The organism is Bacteroides oleiciplenus YIT 12058, from assembly GCF_000315485.1.
GTDB lineage: Bacteria > Bacteroidota > Bacteroidia > Bacteroidales > Bacteroidaceae > Bacteroides > Bacteroides oleiciplenus.
This window is the reverse complement of the sequence record NZ_JH992944.1, coordinates 149,781-169,505: the sequence shown is the minus strand read 5'-3', so window position 1 is coordinate 169,505 and position 19,725 is coordinate 149,781. Positions and strand designations below refer to the sequence as shown.

Sequence of the window (19,725 nt, the reverse complement as noted above, 5' to 3'; positions counted from 1 at the left end):
GGGTGGATAGATATGGGAATAAATTCTTAAAAGAAGACTATAACAAGGAAGCACACATTTTGCGTATTTCGTGTAGTCTATTATTCAGCGTACTTTCTTTACGGGCGACAGCCATATTGTAACGGGTTTGCATGTTGACAAGCAGTTCCGCATTAATATCCAAAGCCGCTTCCACCATTAAGGCAAAGTCGCTGGTTATGGGGCGTTTTCCGTTTAGTATCTCATTGAGCATAGTATAGGACACTCCTAAAACTTCTGAAAATTTCTTTTGAGAGATTTTACGGCATTCTAATTCTTCTTTCAAAACATCTCCCGGATGCGTTGGTATTCTTTTTACTGTATTCATAATTTTATTGATAATGATTGGTTATATCCAATACATTTATACAACAAAGATAACTCTAATTTAAGATATTCACTCATTTAGTGAATATTTATTTTGTTTTATTCATGAAAAAAAGCCCGTCCAGCTTTGTGGGGGCAAAGCTGAGGCGGGCTACCGTCACTCATAGATGATGATTAGGGTCGTCTGTTGGTTTTAGAGGATTTTTACTTTTTTCTGATACTCAGCAATAGCTGCATCCAGACGTTCGTGAGCTGTTGTATCGCCCGGAACATTGTGTGACGGGTGTATGTACAATTGTACGCCACGGTCTGCCAGAATCTCGGCAACGGTAGTGATGGTCATCCATACCATAGTCACAAAGCTCAGAGTAGACAACGGACCTACCTTGTCGAAGTGGTTCTTCAAAGGCACGGAAGCATCTACCAAAGGTACGCAGGAGTCTACTACGATGTCCGCAAGTTGGAACAAGTTCTTACCGCTGGAATGACGGCTTGCCTTGTCGCCCGTTTCTCCAGCCGAACCGTAAACAATCACTTTCATGCCGCGTTTCTTAGCTTCCAGTGCTACGTCGATATTCACTGCATTGATGCCTGTGTGAGAGAAAATCCAGAGGCAATCTTTGGAGTCGAAATCATAATTCTTCATGATTGCTTGTCCGTACCCTTCGGTTCTTTCCAAGAAAAGGAACTGGTGGATACCCATCTGGCCGATGATTTGTGTAAAGAATGTCAGCGGGAGTTCGCATAACGGGTGGAAACCTACGAAGCTGCCGATGCGCGGATACATCTCTTCAACAGGGATAGTAGCGTGACCACATCCGAACGTATGTACCCAGCGTCCGGCTTCGATAGAGTCTGCCATAACGGTGGCTGCCTTTTTGATATTCTCCAATTGCGTGGCTTCCAGTTTTTCCATGATGCCATGCGCGTTTTTTAACCATTCTAATGCTAACATAATTTTTTTGTTTTAAGGGGGTAAATAATTTCTTTTATTTGAGTGAACGTTTAAACAATAGAAGCATGATGAGTAAGGAGGCAATCATCATGTACGGATACACTGCTATGCTGTATCCTTGTGAAATAATTCCCGTCAGGCTGTTCAGCAACGTCTGTCCGATGAGGGCGATGACGAGTGCCACGCTGAAGGCCGTTCCCGAAAGGGAGGCGTAACGGCTGCCGATGATGCTGAGTATAACGGGGAATGTGGATGCCAGTCCCGCACCAATCAGCACCATACCTGCGGCGGCACGTGCGAAGTTAGGCGAGAAAGTCAATAGCGCGAATCCCACCGCAGCCGTAATCAGACTGATGCGGAGAACCGTCTCCTGTCGTATCTTCTTGAACAGGACTACCAGCAACAAGCGGGCAACGGTCAGTCCGGCCACCATACAGGTCAGTGCCATAAGAGCACGGTTTTCGGGGATGTTGGTGGTTTGTCCCAGATAGAGAGTAGTCCAGTTATTGCATACACCTTCGATGCCACTTTGGAAGAACAGGATGAAACTTAGCAACAACAGACTGCTTTCCTTCAACAGTCCCAAGCCTTCCTTAATAGGGAATCCTTGCGGCTGTTTGGGGGCGGGGAAGCGTACACCGAGACAGAACAGAATGCCTGCCAGCATCACAACGCCTGTGCCTTGCAGTATTATTTCAAAAGAATAGTATTCGGACAGGAAGCTTAGCAACACAGGTATTCCCAATGCTCCGATGCCATAGAATGCTCCGAGCAGACTGAGGCGTGAACCTTTCTCTTCCTCGTTGGAAATATCGGCTACCAACGCATTCGTTTCACCATTCAGAATGCCGCCGCCCAACCCGATGCCGATAATAGAGAGCTGTAACAACGGAATGCTTGTGAAGAAAGCGATTCCCTCCAGTCCGAGCAGCACCACCAGGCAACTGAGCAATAGCAATGCCTTATGTCCGAAGCGGTCCACAATAGGACCGAACAGCAGGGAACCTCCCAATAGGCCGAGAGGCAGGAACGTCACCAATGCGGTGGCTTGGAGGTTATCCAAACCCAGTTTGGTGGTGAGGGATGGCAATACCGCCCCTAACGTAATCATCGAAATGCCAAAGAAGCACATACCGATGCACGCAGCCGTGAATACCAGATTCTTTTTGTAATTACTCATATAAATGCTTTTTAATAGCGAGAAAAGCGGCTCCTATCAGTCCGGCATTGCCGGATAATTGAGAGGCTACGAATTCCACCTGTTTGATGCTGAGCGGTTGTGCCCATTTGCAGGCTTCCTTGTAGATGTCGTCGATGAAAATGCCGGCGGGACCGAATACACCGCCGCCCCAGATTATCTTTTGTGGATTGAGCAGACTGACAATGTTGGCAGAAGCCATTCCCCACATTTCTATGGCTTTGTGCAGAACGGAAACTGCAATCGGGTCTTTCTCATTGTAGGCGCTGAATACATCATAGGCAGAAATGCGGCAAATCGGCTTCTGGCGCAGACGGCCTTTATAAGATTTGTTTGCCCGGACAGCATCCCGCACTCTGGCTCCGATGCCATTGCCCGAAGCATAATATTCAAAGCAACCGCAAGCATCGTATTCTTCATTATAAGGAGGTTGAAGTGCCATCCATCCCGTAGCGCCGATGATGTCGCTTGCACCATGCAACACGTGTCCGTCGATGATAATACCTGCTCCGATACCCGTTCCCACGGCAATGAACACGGCGCTGTGGCATTCTTTGGCAGCTCCTTGCCACATTTCGCCGTACATGTAGCAGGTACGGTCGCTGTCGATGTAAATGTCGATACCTGGTGCAGTCACGGTGCGGAGCACCTCTTGTAGCGGATAATTTTCCCATCCGGGGATATTCGGCGCCCATACGCGTCCCGTCTGTGAATAAACGATGCCGGGCACACATACACCGATACCGTCAATCTGGATACGGCTTCTACGGGCAACTGTCAGGAGTTTGGCAAGGATTTCTGCGGCGAGTTTACCTACTTCGTGTCCTGTTCTTCCTTTCAGCAGGCGCTTCCGGTTGAACAACATACTTCCGTCGGGGAGGAAAATAGCGCTTGCTATTTTGGTGCCGCCTATGTCGAGAGCGATGGTAGCCATGGTGATTATAGTATTTATAGGTTGATTTATCAAGGTTTTAGGCAAAGCTATGAATTTATTTTGTTTTCAATGCCTTAGAAACGAGGAAAATGTGTGTAAAATATGTCACTAATCACTAAAATATATATAATAGTATTGCCTTTTATTGTAAGATTGTTATTGAATATGCTTGAAAATCAGTGCTTGAAACGTTTTTTTGTACAGTCTAAAAGTTATTCTTTTGTGTTCGTTAACAAATGGTTTCGGCGTGTTCTATAAAATAAGAACAATGAAAACCGTTTGAGTAATCAGTCTCTTTTCTCCTATCCACTATGGACCTACTCCTTACTTACTCCTTACCTACTCCCTACCTACTCCTTACTTACTCCTTCTCTATAGGGAAGGAGAAGGCCCGGTTCAGGTCCGGTTTAAATGAGTGATAAAGCTATAGCTGGTATGTTATAGGCTTGCGCATCTGCCATATTGGGTTGTCTTCCCTATGAGGTGATTGACTATTTGTATAATTTGTGTCCCTTTAGCGCATACTTCCCGAAGAAAAGCCTTATTTTTGTCATTAAATAACTGATATATGGATTCCACACCTATATTATATAATGAGTTTCCACGCTTTCTGAAACGTTATTTTCCGTATAAGGTACAGAAGATATCGCTCAACGCCGGGTTCACTTGTCCCAACCGGGATGGCTTCAAAGGTTATGGCGGTTGCACTTACTGCAATAATCAGACTTTTAATCCCGAATATTGCCGTACTGAGAAATCCGTCACCCGGCAACTGGAAGAAGGCAAAGTCTTTTTCTCCCATAAGTATCCCGAAATGAAATATCTTGCCTATTTCCAAGCATATACCAACACTTACGGCGAATTGGAAGCTCTGAAACGAAAGTATGAAGAGGCCCTGACAGTGCCCGATGTGGTGGGCTTGGTTATCGGCACTCGTCCGGACTGCATGCCGGATGCTCTGCTGCGTTATCTGGAAGAGGTGAACAAAAACACCTTTTTATTAGTTGAATACGGCATCGAAAGTACCAATGATGTGACGCTTCGCCGCATCAATCGCGGGCATACCTATCAGGACACAATAGATGCCGTGGAGCGTACTGTAGCCTGTGGCATCCTTACTGGTGGACACGTCATATTGGGACTCCCGGGAGAAACTCCCGGAGAACTGGTAGCGCAAGCTTCCACTTTATCACGCTTGCCGCTCACAACCCTGAAGATGCATCAATTACAACTGATACGTGGCACCCGCATGGCGCATGAATACGAACAGCATCCCGAAGATTTCCATCTGTTCGATGTAGAAGAATATATTGACTTGGTGGTAGACTACATAGAGCATCTTCGTCCTGATTTAGTACTGGAACGCTTTGTCTCACAGTCTCCTAAAGAATTGTTAATAGCACCCGACTGGGGACTGAAAAATTATGAATTCAACCATCGGGTGCAAAAAAGAATGCGCCAACTTGGTGCTTATCAGGGAAAGAAATATGAAATGTGAGAAAAAAAACTTATTTTTGCGGCTGTTTAAATGTGGAATCAATCTAAATAAAGAAGTATTATGAACCAGAAGACAATGATAAAAGGAAAAATACACTACGTAGGAGTGAATGACCGCAACAAGCATTTGTTTGAGGGCCTGTGGCCGTTGCCTTACGGGGTGTCCTATAATTCTTATCTGATAGATGACGAAACAGTAGCGCTGATTGATACGGTAGATGCCTGTTACTTTGAGGTATATCTCCGTAAGATAAAAAGCATTATTGGCGAACGCCCCATTCAATATCTTATCATCAATCATATGGAACCCGATCATTCCGGCTCCATTCGCCTTATAAAACAGCATTATCCCGACATAATTATCGTAGGCAACAAGCAGACTTTCGGCATGATCGAGGGTTACTATGGCGTGACGGGCGAACAATACGTTGTGAAAGACGAAGATTTTCTGGCACTGGGACATCATAAACTCCGTTTCTACCTGACACCAATGGTGCACTGGCCCGAAACTATGATGACTTTTGATGAAACAGAGGGTGTACTCTTCTCCGGTGACGGTTTCGGATGTTTCGGCACGCTGGACGGTGGCTTCCTTGATACACGTATCAATACCGACCGTTATTGGGACGAAATGGTGCGCTATTACTCCAACATTGTAGGTAAATATGGCTCTCCCGTACAGAAAGCTTTGCAGAAGTTGGGTGGGCTGCACATTACCACCATTTGCTCCACTCACGGTCCTGTATGGACAGACTATATAAATAAGGTGATAGGCATTTATGACAAACTGAGCCGTTATGCTGCGGACGAGGGCGTGGTGATAGCCTATGGTTCCATGTATGGTCATACGGAACAGATGGCGGAAGCAATTGCTGCTGAACTTTCAGCTCAAGGCGTCAAGAATATCGTGATGCATAATGTAAGTAAGAGTAATCCCTCCTATATTATTGCTGACATTTTTAAATATCGCGGCTTGATTATCGGTAGCCCTACTTATAGCAACCAGATTTATCCGGATATAGAATCTTTGCTCTCCAAGATACTGATACGTGAAGTGAAAGGCCGCTATCTGGGCTATTTCGGTTCATTCACCTGGGCGGGTGCTGCGGTGAAGCGTATGGCTGAATTCGCAGAGAAGAGCAAGTTCGAAATTGTAGCCGACCCGGTCGAGATGAAGCAAGCGATGAAAGACATCACTTACGAACAATGCGAACACCTGGCACGTTCTATGGCAGAGCGCCTGAAGAAGGACAGGGAGTAATCAAGAATCCCCTAATTTATTAACCTGATAAAAAACAATCACAATGAGACTAATCATCCAACCGGATTATCAATCCGTATCCAAGTGGGCTGCCCATTATGTGGCCGCTAAAATTAAGGCAGCTAATCCGACGCCTGAAAAACCGTTTGTCCTGGGATGTCCTACCGGTTCATCACCGCTTGGTATGTACAAGGAGTTAATCGACCTGAACAAGAAAGGAATTGTTTCCTTCCAGAATGTAGTTACTTTCAATATGGACGAGTATGTAGGTCTGCCCAAAGAGCACCCCGAAAGTTATTACTCTTTTATGTGGAATAACTTCTTCAGCCATATCGACATTAAATCGGAGAACACTAATATCCTGAACGGTAATGCTGCCGACTTGGATGCCGAATGTGCACGCTATGAAGATAAGATTAAGTCTTATGGTGGCATCGACCTGTTTATGGGGGGCATCGGCCCTGACGGACATATTGCTTTTAATGAGCCTGGCTCTTCTTTGTCTTCTCGCACACGCCAGAAAACTTTGACTACAGATACTATTATTGCCAACTCCCGTTTCTTCGATAACGATGTGAACAAAGTGCCTAAAACAGCTCTTACAGTAGGTGTAGGTACAGTGCTTTCCGCTAAGGAAGTAATGATTATCGTGAACGGTCATAACAAGGCCCGTGCTCTCTATCATGCAGTAGAAGGTGCCATTACACAGATGTGGACCATCAGTGCTCTGCAGATGCATGAAAAAGGGATTATTGTGGCGGACGACGATGCTACTTTTGAATTGAAAGTAGGTACTTATCGCTACTTTAAAGATATTGAGGCGGATCATCTGGACCCGGTTTCTTTGCTGAAGTAAAAGAATATTTCATATAAAAGTAATTGCGCAGTCCGTTTTCCACTGATAGTGTGGAGCGGAGTGCGCTATTTTTTTTAGTTTTGTCCACTTATTACCTGAAAAATAATATCTTTTTTAGAGGTAATATATTGAAAATTAACTCCCTGTTGTGGAGTGATTTTGTCCACTGACATTTATTTGTTATCATCTTTATCGTTCTTAACTTTATAACTTTTTAAATGGATAAATCGTTTGAATATGAATGATACGGATTGCCCTTTTGACGACTTACTATGCCGTTCTCTTTCATTATTCCATCAATTCCGGCTGTATGACGATCGCATAGAAGAAGATAATGCTTTCAAGTCTCTGAGGGAAGCGGAAAAGATAGTGAGTGAAACCAAGAGCGGGGTATGTGTAGCAAAACTGGGATGCGTGATAGAGTGCTTGGCACACAGGTATTATATAGATGATGATACTGATGGAATGTTAGGAGAAGTGGATACTTTTCTTATTAAATTTTGGAAAAGGTTAGAGCATCCTTCTGCGGAAGCTTTTACTGCCTCTTTATGGATTGGACAATATTTTCTGTTGCGTTTAAAGAATCCGAAGTCCCGTGTTCACAGCCGGAGCAAGAAGATGGTATCCAGGATTTTGTCATTCATGGCGGATATGCTCCGCAAACCTGAAAAACAAAAAGTACTCTGTCTTTCTTCTGTCGATGTTTTTGAAGAAACAGTGGACTGGGCGAAAGAAGTCTGTGACATGCATATTTGTGAGAAACAGATGGTTCTTTTACTGGAGAGGCTTTATTCTCTTCAGGAAAGGGGAATGTTGCAACAAGATGAGGTGGGAAAGAATGTTTTACGGCAACAAATATGGGATTTTTATTATTGAATGTTATCTTTGTAACCGATAACACTCTATTAACTTGATCTATATTATGAAGAAGCAGGCAATTCTGTTTTTATTATTCTGTTTACTGTGTTCAATCTCAGTTATCCGGGCTGCGGATACAATCTTTATTCGGGAAACACAGATTCCTGTTTTGATAGAAAGGGTAGATAATGTTTTGTTCTGTTTGCGTCTGGATGCAAAGGAGAGCAAGGTATTGAATGAAATAGTGCTAGATTTTGGAAAGGATACTAATGTGTCTGCAATTCAGTCGGTTAAACTTTATTATAGTGGTACTGAGGCATTACAGGATAAGAGGAAGAGGCGTTTTGCTCCTGTAGAATATATTTCAAGTCATACGCCCGGGAAGACTTTGGCTGCTAATCCTTCCTATTCCATACAGAAAGCGGAAGTTTCTAATCCGCAGAACCGTGTTGTTCTCGTCGCTAATCAGAATTTGTTTCCCGGTATTAATTTCTTTTGGGTTAGTTTGCAGATGAAGCTGGAAGCTTCATTGGATACTAAGGTAATGGCAGTTGTGACTTCCGTTACGCTGGATGGTAAGGAAGCTCTTTTGGATATTGCTTCCCGGCATGGTATCGAACACCGGATGGGAGTGGGCGTGCGCCATGCCGGTGATGACAATTCGGCGGCATATCGCATTCCGGGTTTGGTGACCACTAATGAAGGGACTTTACTGGGGGTATATGATGTACGTTATAATAATAGTGTCGATTTACAGGAACATGTAGATATAGGATTGAGCCGCAGCATAGATGGTGGGAAAACATGGGAAAAGATGCGCCTGCCTCTGGCTTTCGGTGAAGAGGGCGGGCTGCCTTCGGCTCAAAATGGAGTGGGAGACCCTGCCATATTGGTAGATACGAAAACCAACAATGTGTGGATAGTTGCTGCCTGGACTCATGGTATGGGAAATCAGCGTGCCTGGTGGAGCTCACATCCGGGAGTGGATATGAACCATACGGCACAACTCGTTCTGGCAAAGAGTACAGACGATGGTAAAACCTGGTCGGCACCTATTAATATAACAGAACAAGTGAAAGATCCATCCTGGTACTTTTTATTACAAGGACCAGGACGGGGCATCACGATGGATGATGGTACTCTCGTTTTTCCTACTCAGTTCATTGATTCCACCCGTGTGCCAAATGCAGGCATTATGTATAGTAAGGATAGGGGAAAGACCTGGAAAATGCATAACTATGCCCGTACAAATACTACAGAAGCTCAAGCTGCTGAGATTGAGCCGGGAGTGTTGATGCTGAATATGCGTGATAACCGGGGAGGAAGCCGTGCTGTAGCAACCACGAAAGATTTAGGTGAAACGTGGGCTGAGCATGAATCTTCGCGTAAAGCCTTGCAGGAACCGGTCTGTATGGCAAGTCTGATTAGTGTAAAGGCGAAAGATAATATTTTGAATCGCGACTTGCTTATCTTCTCTAATCCCAATACAACAAAGGGACGTCGTGATATTACAATCAAGATCAGTTTAGATAAAGGTGTAACTTGGCTTCCGGAATATCAACTTCTGTTGGACGAAGGTGATAACTGGGGATACACCTGTCTTACTATGGTTGATAAAGAAACCATTGGTATCCTTTATGAGAGTAGTGTAGCCCATATTACGTTTCAGGCAATTAAACTGAAAGATATTGTGTGTTTGGATAGTTAAATTCTACTTTTTTTGTCCACATAATGCCATGCTGTACTGGGGTATATTGTTGATATATAGTTGAATATCCATATTTCCTTTGTCCACACTCTTTTTTAGGTTATGTAGTTTCATAGCTCTAACTTTGACGACAAATTAATAACAGAATTGGCATCACAGACACTGTTGCTATATTACCATTATAACTACTGGTTAGGGTGTTGGATATTCAATTATCCAAATGCTCTATAGGCGGAAAGTCTTCGGGTAATAGGGGGGCTTTCCGCCTTTATTTTGTATATTGTATAGGAGAACAACGATAATATCACCTGAACAATGTATCTGGCTTATTTTTGCCTGTCCAGATACTCTCTCTTGAACATATCCACAAAAAGGAAGAACAGCGAGAGTAATAGCGGTCCGAAGATAACACCCATGAAACCGAATAGAGAAAGACCGATGACAACTCCGAATATTGTGATAAGTGGATGTATATCAGCCATTTTCTTTTGCAGAATGAAACGTATCAGGTTATCAAGCTGGGAGATAATCAAAGTTCCGAATATCGCTAACCCGATGCCATTGAACCAGTCACCGGACAATGCCATGTAGACGGCAATGGGGAACCATACCAACGCTGTCCCTACCATCGGAATAACTGTCGCAAGGCAGGTGAGGAATCCCGTCAGCAAAATGTCAGGGACATCAAAGAACCAGTAACCTATCATGGCTACACCTCCCTGGATAATTGCCAGCAAAGGGATACCGATGGCGTTGGAGTGTACAATCATCTTGATTTCGTGCACCACGTGATTCGTATTGGTTTCACTGAAAGGAAGTATTTCGTTGATGTATTTCTCCATTTTCTGCCCGCCTATCAGCATGAAGTAGAGTACAAAGACCAGTACAAAGAGGTTGACGGCAAAGCTGCTGATGCCATTCATTACGAATTGCCCTATCGTGGGGAGTATAGAGATGATGAATGAAGTTGTATCCTTACCAAGTACATCATAACCTGTCTTGTCTTTAATAATGCGCGCCATGTCTTCAACGGGGGCGATAATGCTCTGAGGGTCGAGATTAATATCTTGTAATTTACTGACCAATAACCATACTGCCAGTGCCAGCGGGACCAGGAAAAAGAGTATGGATTCGGTGGTGATGAGTGCGGCGGCAAGGCTCCGTTTCATTTTTCGTCTACCAGTCAGATGTATCATCTGTTTTCTGACCAAGATATAAATGGTGAGTGCGCCCAATAATCCTCCCAGAAAAGGAGTGATCTGAAAGAATAGGATTACGCCCAGCCCAATGATGATGGTAATTAATGAATATTTCCAGTATTGCTCTTTTGTGCTCATATACTTATTGTTACTTTATTTTAAGAAACAAACAAGATGAGCATTTGGTTGAGTTATCCTTCATCTAACCAGCCTTTCCCTTGACGCACGACTTCAATTTCTTCATTGGTGCAATTCACAATGGTGGAAAGTTCTGTTCCACCGATGCCGCCATCGATAATTAAATCGACAAGATCACCGAATTTTTCGTCAATCAGTTCCGGATCGGTACTGTATTCTATATCCTCATGGTCGTCGTGAGGAAGGGTGGTGGTCATGATGGGAGCATCTAATATGCGGGCTATTTCCTGGATGATAGCACTATCCGGCATACGGATACCTACTTCTTTCCGGTTACGGAAAATTTTGGGTAGCCGGGTCGTACCGTTCAAGATGAAAGTGAAAGCACCGGGCAGATTCCGTTTCATTAGCTTGAACGTAGTGTTATCCACTTTGGCATATTCACTGATGCTGCTCAGGTCATAGCAGATAATAGAAAGGTTATTCTTGCGCGGGTCAATATCCTTGATGCGGCAGATGCGCTCGATGGCACGCTCTTTCAGTCCATGGCAACCAATGGCATACATAGTATCAGTGGGGTAGATGATGATTCCGCCGTCATTCAGAATATCCACTACCTGTTGCAGGTCTTGGGGATTGTTATTCTTTTCGTAAAGTTTCAGAAGCATAGGGCTGGCAATTAGTCTATATATAATAACACAAAAGTAGGGAATAAGTTTCTTATTATCAAATAAGCAGGTTATTTAGTGATTAACGATTAGTGATTAGTGATTAAGGGTTAGTGATTAATGGGCTGCACTATCATGCCGTATGGTATTAATCACTAATCACTAACCCTTAATCACTTCTTTTTACGTATCTCCTCTGCCAGCCGCCATTGCAGTGCGGCTTCTACTTCTTTCCCCGCCTGCATCAAGGCATCGCCGAAGAGTTCGTGGGCTCCGGCATGTTCAGGTTTCAGGGTGGTGGCCTTGTCTAAATCAGCAATGGCGCCTTCGGTATCTTGCTGTTTCAGGCGCAGTTTTCCGCGGTTATAAACGGCTTTAAATTCTGCCGGGCGTAGTTTCACAGCACGTGTCAGACATTCTTCCGCTTCAAGGTATTTACCGTCGTTGAAGAGGGTGATGCCTTTGCGTACCCACGCGTCCGCGTATTCCGGATAAAGTTCCAGTGCCTTGTCGTAGTTGGCAATGGCGGCACGGGAGTCGTGGGCAAGAGTGATAGACTCGTTGCCCATCAGGTAATACTCACGTGCATAAGTTTGCAGGCGTTTCTGTTGCTCTGCCATCTGAGCTTTTAGTTGTTCGTTGCTGTCACGCAGTTTGTTAATCACGCCTAACTTGCGGCGGATGAGCCGTTGAATGGCGGGTTTTTCTATGTCGTATCGGGAGTGTATGGCTTTGAAGAACTGGTTTAGGAAGACTTCAAAGTTTCCTTCATCAAAGGCTTTGGTAGCAGCGGCATATTCCACGTCGGCTTGTGCCTGCTTCAGGGCGCGGTCTATGGCTTGCCGGTTGTTGAAACGTTCGGCAAAGTTCACTATCTCTGGGCGGACGAAGATGTCGGCACGGTTGACGGGCTTCTTTAACTGAATACCTTCCAGTGATGTGCAACGGCTGAGGGCTACGTACGCTTGCCCACCGGCAAAAACACCGCCGGTGAAGTCGATGACAACACGGCTGAAGGTCAATCCCTGGCTCTTGTGGACAGTGATTGCCCATGCCAGCCGTACGGGGAACTGTGAGAAGGTGCCGAGCACTTCTTCTTCTATCTCTTTTTTCTTTTCGTTGTATTTGTAGCGGATGTTCTTCCAGTGTTCAGGCTTGACGTCGCATTCTTTTCCGTCATCGGTGATGATGTAGAGGGTTTCTTCTATTTCATCGAAACCGCTGACTACGCCGATAGTGCCGTTCACCCAACGACGGTCGAAATCATTTTTGATAAAGATGACTTGTGCGCCAGGCTTCAATACTAGCTCTCGAGAAGTAGGCAGGCTGCTTTCAGGAAAATCGCCTGTGACTTCGCCGCGGAAAGTAATGGAGTCGCCGGGCAGTTCCGCCAGTTTCCGGTCGTTGATGTAATCCACATTGTCGCGTCGCGTCGCGAGGGTAATGTACATATCTTCCTCGTTTTCTTCGATGTCGGTACCGTAGCGGGTATTGAGCAATTGCAGGTCGGCGGCACCGGCCGTATTGCTGCGGATGTGGTCCAGAACGTTGACGAATACTTTGTCCGTCTGGCGGTAAACCTTCTGGAGTTCGATAGATACGAGGTCTATCTGGCTGAATACCCTTGCAGAGAAAAAGTAAGGAGTGGGATAGAAGCGATTCAAAATTTCCCGTTCATCACCTTTCACTACAGGTTCGAGTTGGAAAACATCACCTACTAACAGGAGTTGTTTTCCGCCGAAAGGTTCGCGCAGGTTGCGGGAGTAAACGCGCAGAATGCGGTCCACTGCGTCGATTATGTCTGCACGTACCATGGAAATCTCGTCAATGATGATGAGTTCCAGTTCTTCCAGTAACTTTCGCTGAGGCTTGGTGTACCTGAAGAATTCATGGATGCGTCCCCGTTGCAGGCTCAGATTCGGGTCATCGGGCAACAAGGGATGAAAAGGTAGTTTGAAGAAGCTGTGCAAAGTACTGCCACCGGCATTGATGGCGGCGATGCCCGTAGGTGCCAAAACCACGTGCTTCTTCTTTATGTTCTGGCAGATGTATCGCAAGAAAGTAGATTTACCCGTACCCGCCTTTCCGGTCAGGAAGACGGACTGGCGGGTATATTGTATAAGACTCAGGGCATCCTGAAATTCTTTGTTGTTGGTATCTACTGTTTGGGACAAGAGAACTAAAAATTAATAATTAAAAATTGAAAGAGGACTATATGATGGAGAAATGGCGGAGTGCATTGGCTACTCCGTCTTCATCCACCGAAGTCGTTATATAATTGGCATGTTCCTTCACTTCATCCACGGCATTACCCATGGCTACACCGATGGCTGCATGGCGGAGCATGCTTACGTCATTACCGCCGTCGCCGAATGCCATCGTTTCTTCCAAGCGAATGCCGAAGTGGTTGATGATTTCGTCGATGCCTTTCTGTTTAGTGTTTCCTTTGGCGGTAATGTCGGCAAAAGCGGGAAACCAGCGTCCGGATTCGCAACCCGGCAATTGGGGAAGAATCACTTGCTCTTGCTCCAGTGTGATGAATGGTGTCATCTGGAATATCTCTTGTCCAATAGCTTCTTCGGGCGTCTTTTCCGGAATAATATCCACTTTCAGATAGTCGTTGAATATCTTCTTTACCATTTCGTCCGGCTGGCAGACACAGATGTCATGCTCGCTTACGAAGATGCAAGGGAAGTTCTGTGCGGCAGAGATGCGTGCAAGTTTCTGCACGTCGGCGGCAGGAATGGCACTTTTGTAAATCACTTCTTCACCTACGAAACAATATCCGCCGTTCATGGTTATGTAACCATCTATCAGGTCGCGATTTTGCAGGGCAGAGAGGTTGTTGATGATAACTGCGGGACGTCCCGTAGCGATAAATATCCGAATGCCTTTGGCTTTGGCAGCGGCGATGGCTTCTATGGTGGTTTCGGGAATAGCATGGGTGTCAAAACTCACTAAAGTGCCGTCGATGTCAAAAAACAGGGCTTTAATCATATTATTTCTATTTTACTTGTGTGCAAAAGTACTCAAAAGCGAGGATAATTCGTATTTTTGCAAGCAAATAATTTATCGCGCGAAGCGCGATAAGTAGTTAGTATCAAGTAGTAAAGTAGTAAGTAGGAGATACTCTGGATTATAACCACCTTTATAAACAGGACTATTCTACTAACTACTTGCTACTTATTACTTACTACTGCGAAGCTCTGCTTCGCTAAATTATCATTTATGAAACAGAATATCTTTAATTGACAATAAACAATGAAGAAGCATTCCTTAAAAGATTGGCTGATTGCCGTGCGCCCTTGGTCATTTCCGGCGTCGGCTATGCCGGTGATTGTGACGTTGGCATATTTATATTGGGCTTACGGTGTAATAGACTGGAAGAACGGATTGCTGGCACTGTTCGGTATTATTATCTTTCATGCTTCGGGTAATGCGTGGAGTGATTACTTCGACTTCGAACGGGGAGTGGACCGGGCAGATACCTTTGGAGTGAAGACGCTGACAAGCGGACAGTTCATGCCGTTGGAAATACGTAACCTGGCGTTGGGACTGATGGTACCGGCGGTAGTTATCGGTCTTTGGCTGGTGGTCCGTACAGGACTTCCTTTGCTTTGGGTGGGAGTTTGCGGAGCGATTTGTTCATTACTCTATCCTTGGCTGAAATACCGTGCTTTCGGTGACTTTGTAATTTTTGTAGCTTATGCCATATTGCCTACACTGGGGGTGTCTTATATCACCGTCGGACGGTTCTTGCCCGACCTCTTACTGATTATTGTCCCGGTAGGTCTGATTACTGTAGCTATCCTGCATGCCAATAATACCCGTGATATCGAGACTGACGTACGTGCTAAAATCAGTACTCTTGCAATGAAATTGGGGAAAAAGACCGATGTCTTCCTTTATATATTTGAAGTCATTTTCCCGTTTCTATGGATTGTGGTTTGTGCAGTGTTGGGGTATTTTCCCTGGTGGTCGTTGCTGACTATGCTTGGACTCCTGCCTGCCATTGCCAATGCGCGTGCTATGTTGCGCTTGCCCAAAGAAGGGATTTGTGCGATTTCCAATCTGGATGAAAAGACTGCAAAACTGCAACTTCTGTTCAGTTTGTTGTTTACGGTTACATTCCTTATATAATATATGAAACGAGTAATTATTCCTTTATTGATAGCCGCTTTCTTGTGGTTTTTCATGTTTTCACCCTGGACCAGCGGAATATTCAACTTCTGGACAGCGATGAGTTTCTCGGCTATTGTGCTGATGAATATGGCTTTTGCCCTTCGTCCACAGTGGTGGGTGGAAGATGTGAAGTTCGACTGGAAGAATATTGTCGGTGGTGTGGCGTTGGCGGTAGTCTTGTGGGGAGTCTTCTGGGTGGGAGATAAGGCTTCTGCCTGGCTTTTTGACTTTGCCCGTCCGCAGGTAGAGCTTATTTATGGAATGAAGACCGGAGAAAATCCCTGGTTACTTTCCATCTTGTTACTTATTCTGATAGGTCCTGCGGAAGAAATCTTCTGGCGGGGCTATGTGCAGAATGCGCTCTCCAAACGATGGAACCCGAATGCTGGATTTATAATTACGACGCTGGTGTATGCGCTGGTGCATATCTGGTCGTTCAACTTTATGTTGGTAATGGCTGCGCTGGTGGTTGGTGGCATTTGGGGCCTGGCTTACAGACTGTATCCGCATAAACTTGGGGCGTTGATTGTATCGCATGCGGTATGGGACGTAGCAGTGTTTGTAGTTTTTCCGATATAATTAATAAAATAGAACGATGAAATACAATTTTGATGAAATCATAGAGCGACGTGGAACCAATTCTGTGAAGTGGGATGGTGTAAAAAATATCTGGGGACGTGACGACTTGCTCCCTATGTGGGTGGCCGACATGGATTTCCGTACCCCGCCTTTCGTAATGAATGCTTTACGGGAGCGTCTGGAGCATGAAGTACTGGGATATACCTTTGCCTGCGAAGAGTGGTACACCTCCATTTGTACCTGGCTACATAACCGCCATCAATGGGATATAACCCGTGAGATGTTGACCTTTGTCCCCGGTATTGTCCGTGGTCAGGCTTTTGCCTTGCAGTGTTTCACTAATCCCGGTGATAAAGTGATGGTGATGACACCTGTTTACCATCCTTTCTTCCTAGTGACCGAACGGATGGGACGCGAAGTTGTCTACTCCCCTCTGGATTTGCGCGACGGGCAGTATCATATTGACTTCGGTCGCTTTCGTAAAGATATACAGGACTGCAAAGTGCTTATCCTCTGCAACCCTCATAATCCCGGTGGACGTGTCTGGACAGTAGAAGAACTGAAAGAGATTGCGGCCATCTGCCACAATAGCGGCACATTTGTCATCTCTGATGAAATCCACGCTGATTTGACTCTGCCTCGCTACAAGCATCATCCTTTTGCCACAGTTTCCGAAGAGGCTGCTGCAAACTCACTTGTCTTCATGGCTCCCAGCAAAGCCTTCAATATGCCGGGACTGGGTAGTTCGTATGCAATTACTGTAAATGAAACCATCCGCGAACGTTTCCAGACATTTATGGAAGCCGGAGAGTTCAGCGAAGGACATTTGCTTGCCTATATTGGTGCTGCCGCTGCTTACCAGCATGGCGCTGAGTGGTTGGAGCAAATGCTTGCTTATATAGAAGGGAATATAGACTTTACGGAAAGCTATCTGAAAGAGCATATTCCCGGCATTAGCATGATACGTCCGCAAGCCTCTTACCTTGTCTTCCTGGATTGCCGGAAGCTGGGACTGAGCCAGGAAGCGTTAACCTGTCTTTTTGCAGAGAAAGCACACTTGGCTTTGAACGACGGAACCATGTTCGGCAAACCCGGAGAAGGATTTATGCGGCTGAATATCGGTTGCCCCCGTTCAGTGCTGGAGCAGGCTTTACGGCAACTTTGTGATGCAGTGATGCAATAAGAATTATACCCAATGAAGAAACTCTTATATCTTTTCGTCACAACTTGTGTTTTGTTGTGTGCTTGTAGTCGTACGGATAATACGGCTGTACTGCGTCAGGCAGATGACGTGATTTATGGAAATGCAGATAGTGCCATGAAACTCCTGTCGCAGATAAAGAATCCGGAGCGGTTGCCGTTTGAGGAAAAAATGCTGTACGGCTGGTTGCGTACATTTGCACACAATGTAAGAGGGGCTTCTATGGCAGAAGATTCCTTGATTCTGCCTGCATTCAATTATTTTGTTTCCGGTCGGGACACAGTGAAGATGCTGAACTCATACGTGCTGAAATCCAAATACTTGTATTGGCTGAAAAAACATACAGAGTCTATGGCCGTGCTTGATAGTGGTATTGTGGAGGCTATCGCGTGCCGGGATACTTATTTGATGGTCAGTATGCTTGCTGAACAAGCGTATAGATATGTATATGTCGAGAAGGATTATAAGAAAGCGATAGAGGCTCACCTCCGGGCGATTGCCATTCGCGAAGATGAAGGACTGTGCTATTCTCTGGGCATTGCCATGGGATTGCTGGGAAATGATTCCGCTTCTTATTATATGGACCGCAGTATCGAATTGGTTACGCAAAAGAAAGATACGGCACGCTTGGTACACTATTTACGCAATTATGCACAGTTATTGTCTTACAAAGGACAAGACTATGAAAAGGCGATAAGAGTTTCAAAACGCTTGCAGAGTTTTCCTTCTGATAAAGTAAATGATGCGATGATTACTCTTGTACTGACGGAATGCTATTTGAAAATTGGAGAATTGGATTCTGCCCAGTACTATCTCGACCGGGGAAAGGCTGAGGTTGGCCATTTCAAGAAGTTCCTGACTACGGAAAATATGATTGCTTACTATCAGGGATTGATAGACTATACCCGCTACGGCACATTCGACTTCTTGGATGTGATGCGTTATAACGATTCCATCCACAATGCTCTCTATGCTTTGCAAAGCACTATCCAGCGGAAAGATGAAAGCAAGGAGTCGCTTTCCAATGCTAATCTGATGCTAACGGTGGAGCGGCAGGAAGCGCAATTGACGCTATTGTTCTGCGTATTGGTGCTGGTATTGGTAGGTGGAGGAGCTTTCTTCTATATCCGGGGGCGCCGCAACCGCTTGATTGAAGCGGAAGAACGCATTGAGACTCTGAATCGCTTGTTAGTAGAGGCCACGAAAGGGGATAGGGGACAGGAAGAGACTTCGGCAACAGAAGTGAAAGACGGGCAGTTCTTCCGGAAGATACTTTTGCAACAGTTGGGTATTATTCGTTTAGTGGCTACGCAGCCTACATCCCAAAACCAGGAATTGCTCCGGCGTATATCCGGTATCACCAATCATGAGCTTCCTGTAGAAAGCCTGTTAGTGTGGGAAGACTTGTATCCCGTAATCGACCGTATCTATGATGGGTTCTATACCAAAATGAATCAACGTTTCGGCTCCGTACTCATTGATAAGGAACAGCAACTATGCTGTTTACTTTGTGCTGAGTTCTCCACAAAGGAGATTAGTGTGGTGACACAGCAAAGCATTCCTACCATTTATCAACGAAAGACGAACATCCGCAAGAAGTTGGGGATGGGAGAGAAGGAAGATATTGTTGAGTTCGTTTTGGGTAAATAATGCCATTCGTAGTGTGTACTTTAATGAAAAGAATCATATCCGCACAGGAATGAATCAGCCTTGCCAATGCATCTGCTTAGTTTATTGATTATCAGTAGATAGCATTTACATACAATTTATCTCACAATGTAAAAGTATTTACCGCCGTATGTAACGACCTTTACCACCTATTGTAACGCTCTTTACCACGGCATGTAACGGCCTTTACCTCGGCGTGTAAATGAAGTTGCCATTTGGGGTAAATAGAATCACCATGAGAGGAAACAACCATGTACTTATAAGGTAAAAGAAGGTAATCCATATCTGTCTATATATGAACGGTTTGTTCCGTAAGCTTTTCGAACACATTCGGTAAGCTTTCCGAGCGTGTTCCCCAAGCTTTCTGAATACGTTCAATAAGCTGTAAATACATCTTTGCCTTGCTGAAGTCATTTGCCTCAAATCTGATTAGTAATGAGGCAAATGATAAACAGCACTATCTCAATTCTCCTCCTCC

The 19,725-nt window shown here is 45.0% G+C and carries 17 protein-coding genes; 9 read left to right on the top strand and 8 right to left on the bottom strand.

Annotation, left to right across the window (positions count from 1 at the left end; all coding sequences use genetic code 11):
• Positions 1–37 precede the first annotated feature (37 nt).
• The 4 genes from HMPREF9447_RS20435 to HMPREF9447_RS20420 all read right to left on the bottom strand — a co-directional run bounded on the left by HMPREF9447_RS20435 (position 38) and on the right by HMPREF9447_RS20420 (position 3,432).
• Positions 38–346 (bottom strand): HigA family addiction module antitoxin, encoded by a 309-nt coding sequence (locus tag HMPREF9447_RS20435; protein ID WP_009131687.1) that lies wholly within the window; start codon positions 344–346, stop codon positions 38–40.
• A 192-nt stretch (positions 347–538) separates the two neighbouring features.
• Positions 539–1,300 carry a sugar isomerase domain-containing protein gene (locus HMPREF9447_RS20430; RefSeq protein ID WP_009131686.1) on the bottom strand — a complete coding sequence of 254 codons (762 nt, stop codon included), beginning with the start codon at positions 1,298–1,300 and terminating at the stop codon, positions 539–541.
• A 34-nt stretch (positions 1,301–1,334) separates the two neighbouring features.
• The gene (locus tag HMPREF9447_RS20425) at positions 1,335–2,480 is read right to left on the bottom strand and encodes an MFS transporter (RefSeq protein WP_009131685.1); all 1,146 of its coding nucleotides are present in this window, start codon (positions 2,478–2,480) and stop codon (positions 1,335–1,337) included.
• A complete protein-coding gene (locus HMPREF9447_RS20420; protein ID WP_044138495.1) occupies positions 2,473–3,432 on the bottom strand; it encodes an ROK family protein in 960 nt (319 codons plus the stop codon). Before HMPREF9447_RS20420 ends, HMPREF9447_RS20425 begins: the two co-directional genes overlap by 8 nt.
• Positions 3,433–4,000: 568 nt before the next feature.
• On the opposite strand from HMPREF9447_RS20420, the gene HMPREF9447_RS20415 reads away from it, so the two are divergent.
• From HMPREF9447_RS20415 to HMPREF9447_RS20395, 5 genes are all read left to right on the top strand, one after another.
• Entirely contained in the window at positions 4,001–4,930 is a 930-nt protein-coding gene (locus HMPREF9447_RS20415) for a TIGR01212 family radical SAM protein (protein ID WP_009131682.1), read from the top strand.
• Positions 4,931–4,990: 60 nt separating this feature from the next.
• Complete coding sequence (locus HMPREF9447_RS20410; RefSeq protein ID WP_009131681.1) at positions 4,991–6,190, top strand: FprA family A-type flavoprotein; 1,200 nt, start codon at positions 4,991–4,993, stop codon at positions 6,188–6,190.
• A gap of 43 nt (positions 6,191–6,233) precedes the next feature.
• On the top strand, positions 6,234–7,046 hold the full coding sequence (gene nagB, locus HMPREF9447_RS20405) for a glucosamine-6-phosphate deaminase (RefSeq protein ID WP_009131680.1): 813 nt from the start codon (positions 6,234–6,236) through the stop codon (positions 7,044–7,046).
• 237 nt (positions 7,047–7,283) lie between these two features.
• On the top strand, positions 7,284–7,922 hold the full coding sequence (locus tag HMPREF9447_RS20400) for a hypothetical protein (protein ID WP_009131678.1): 639 nt from the start codon (positions 7,284–7,286) through the stop codon (positions 7,920–7,922).
• 46 nt (positions 7,923–7,968) lie between these two features.
• A complete protein-coding gene (locus HMPREF9447_RS20395) occupies positions 7,969–9,612 on the top strand; it encodes a sialidase family protein (RefSeq protein WP_009131677.1) in 1,644 nt (547 codons plus the stop codon).
• Between the two features lie 326 nt (positions 9,613–9,938).
• Here the strand turns inward: HMPREF9447_RS20395 and HMPREF9447_RS20390 are convergent, their stop codons facing one another.
• The 4 genes from HMPREF9447_RS20390 to HMPREF9447_RS20375 form a co-directional block, all read right to left on the bottom strand.
• On the bottom strand, positions 9,939–10,949 hold the full coding sequence (locus HMPREF9447_RS20390; protein ID WP_009131676.1) for an AI-2E family transporter: 1,011 nt from the start codon (positions 10,947–10,949) through the stop codon (positions 9,939–9,941).
• A 53-nt stretch (positions 10,950–11,002) separates the two neighbouring features.
• Positions 11,003–11,617, bottom strand: coding sequence for an L-threonylcarbamoyladenylate synthase (locus tag HMPREF9447_RS20385; RefSeq protein WP_009131675.1), 615 nt, complete (start codon positions 11,615–11,617; stop codon positions 11,003–11,005).
• 173 nt (positions 11,618–11,790) lie between these two features.
• Entirely contained in the window at positions 11,791–13,791 is a 2,001-nt protein-coding gene (locus HMPREF9447_RS20380; protein WP_009131674.1) for an AAA family ATPase, read from the bottom strand.
• Between the two features lie 37 nt (positions 13,792–13,828).
• The gene (locus tag HMPREF9447_RS20375) at positions 13,829–14,614 is read right to left on the bottom strand and encodes a Cof-type HAD-IIB family hydrolase (protein ID WP_009131673.1); all 786 of its coding nucleotides are present in this window, start codon (positions 14,612–14,614) and stop codon (positions 13,829–13,831) included.
• Between the two features lie 264 nt (positions 14,615–14,878).
• Here HMPREF9447_RS20375 and HMPREF9447_RS20370 point away from each other — a divergent pair, with 264 nt between their 5' ends.
• From HMPREF9447_RS20370 to HMPREF9447_RS20355, 4 genes are read left to right on the top strand one after another with little or no spacing between them, the layout of a single operon-like run.
• Entirely contained in the window at positions 14,879–15,757 is an 879-nt protein-coding gene (locus HMPREF9447_RS20370; RefSeq protein ID WP_009131672.1) for a prenyltransferase, read from the top strand.
• Positions 15,758–15,760: 3 nt separating this feature from the next.
• Positions 15,761–16,378, top strand: coding sequence for a CPBP family intramembrane glutamic endopeptidase (locus tag HMPREF9447_RS20365; protein WP_009131671.1), 618 nt, complete (start codon positions 15,761–15,763; stop codon positions 16,376–16,378).
• 16 nt (positions 16,379–16,394) lie between these two features.
• Entirely contained in the window at positions 16,395–17,561 is a 1,167-nt protein-coding gene (locus HMPREF9447_RS20360) for a MalY/PatB family protein (RefSeq protein WP_009131670.1), read from the top strand.
• 12 nt (positions 17,562–17,573) lie between these two features.
• A complete protein-coding gene (locus HMPREF9447_RS20355; protein ID WP_009131669.1) occupies positions 17,574–19,229 on the top strand; it encodes a hypothetical protein in 1,656 nt (551 codons plus the stop codon).
• Positions 19,230–19,725 lie beyond the last annotated feature (496 nt).

Coding starts and splice junctions, on each gene's coding strand:
- HMPREF9447_RS20420 (WP_044138495.1), bottom strand. CDS start 3,432: ATGGCTACCATCGCTCTCGACATAGGCGGCACCAAAATAGCAAGCGCT.
- HMPREF9447_RS20355 (WP_009131669.1), top strand. CDS start 17,574: ATGAAGAAACTCTTATATCTTTTCGTCACAACTTGTGTTTTGTTGTGT.
- HMPREF9447_RS20370 (WP_009131672.1), top strand. CDS start 14,879: ATGAAGAAGCATTCCTTAAAAGATTGGCTGATTGCCGTGCGCCCTTGG.
- HMPREF9447_RS20435 (WP_009131687.1), bottom strand. CDS start 346: ATGAATACAGTAAAAAGAATACCAACGCATCCGGGAGATGTTTTGAAA.
- HMPREF9447_RS20390 (WP_009131676.1), bottom strand. CDS start 10,949: ATGAGCACAAAAGAGCAATACTGGAAATATTCATTAATTACCATCATC.
- HMPREF9447_RS20400 (WP_009131678.1), top strand. CDS start 7,284: ATGAATGATACGGATTGCCCTTTTGACGACTTACTATGCCGTTCTCTT.
- HMPREF9447_RS20385 (WP_009131675.1), bottom strand. CDS start 11,617: ATGCTTCTGAAACTTTACGAAAAGAATAACAATCCCCAAGACCTGCAA.
- nagB (WP_009131680.1), top strand. CDS start 6,234: ATGAGACTAATCATCCAACCGGATTATCAATCCGTATCCAAGTGGGCT.
- HMPREF9447_RS20425 (WP_009131685.1), bottom strand. CDS start 2,480: ATGAGTAATTACAAAAAGAATCTGGTATTCACGGCTGCGTGCATCGGT.
- HMPREF9447_RS20375 (WP_009131673.1), bottom strand. CDS start 14,614: ATGATTAAAGCCCTGTTTTTTGACATCGACGGCACTTTAGTGAGTTTT.
- HMPREF9447_RS20365 (WP_009131671.1), top strand. CDS start 15,761: ATGAAACGAGTAATTATTCCTTTATTGATAGCCGCTTTCTTGTGGTTT.
- HMPREF9447_RS20360 (WP_009131670.1), top strand. CDS start 16,395: ATGAAATACAATTTTGATGAAATCATAGAGCGACGTGGAACCAATTCT.
- HMPREF9447_RS20395 (WP_009131677.1), top strand. CDS start 7,969: ATGAAGAAGCAGGCAATTCTGTTTTTATTATTCTGTTTACTGTGTTCA.
- HMPREF9447_RS20410 (WP_009131681.1), top strand. CDS start 4,991: ATGAACCAGAAGACAATGATAAAAGGAAAAATACACTACGTAGGAGTG.
- HMPREF9447_RS20430 (WP_009131686.1), bottom strand. CDS start 1,300: ATGTTAGCATTAGAATGGTTAAAAAACGCGCATGGCATCATGGAAAAA.
- HMPREF9447_RS20415 (WP_009131682.1), top strand. CDS start 4,001: ATGGATTCCACACCTATATTATATAATGAGTTTCCACGCTTTCTGAAA.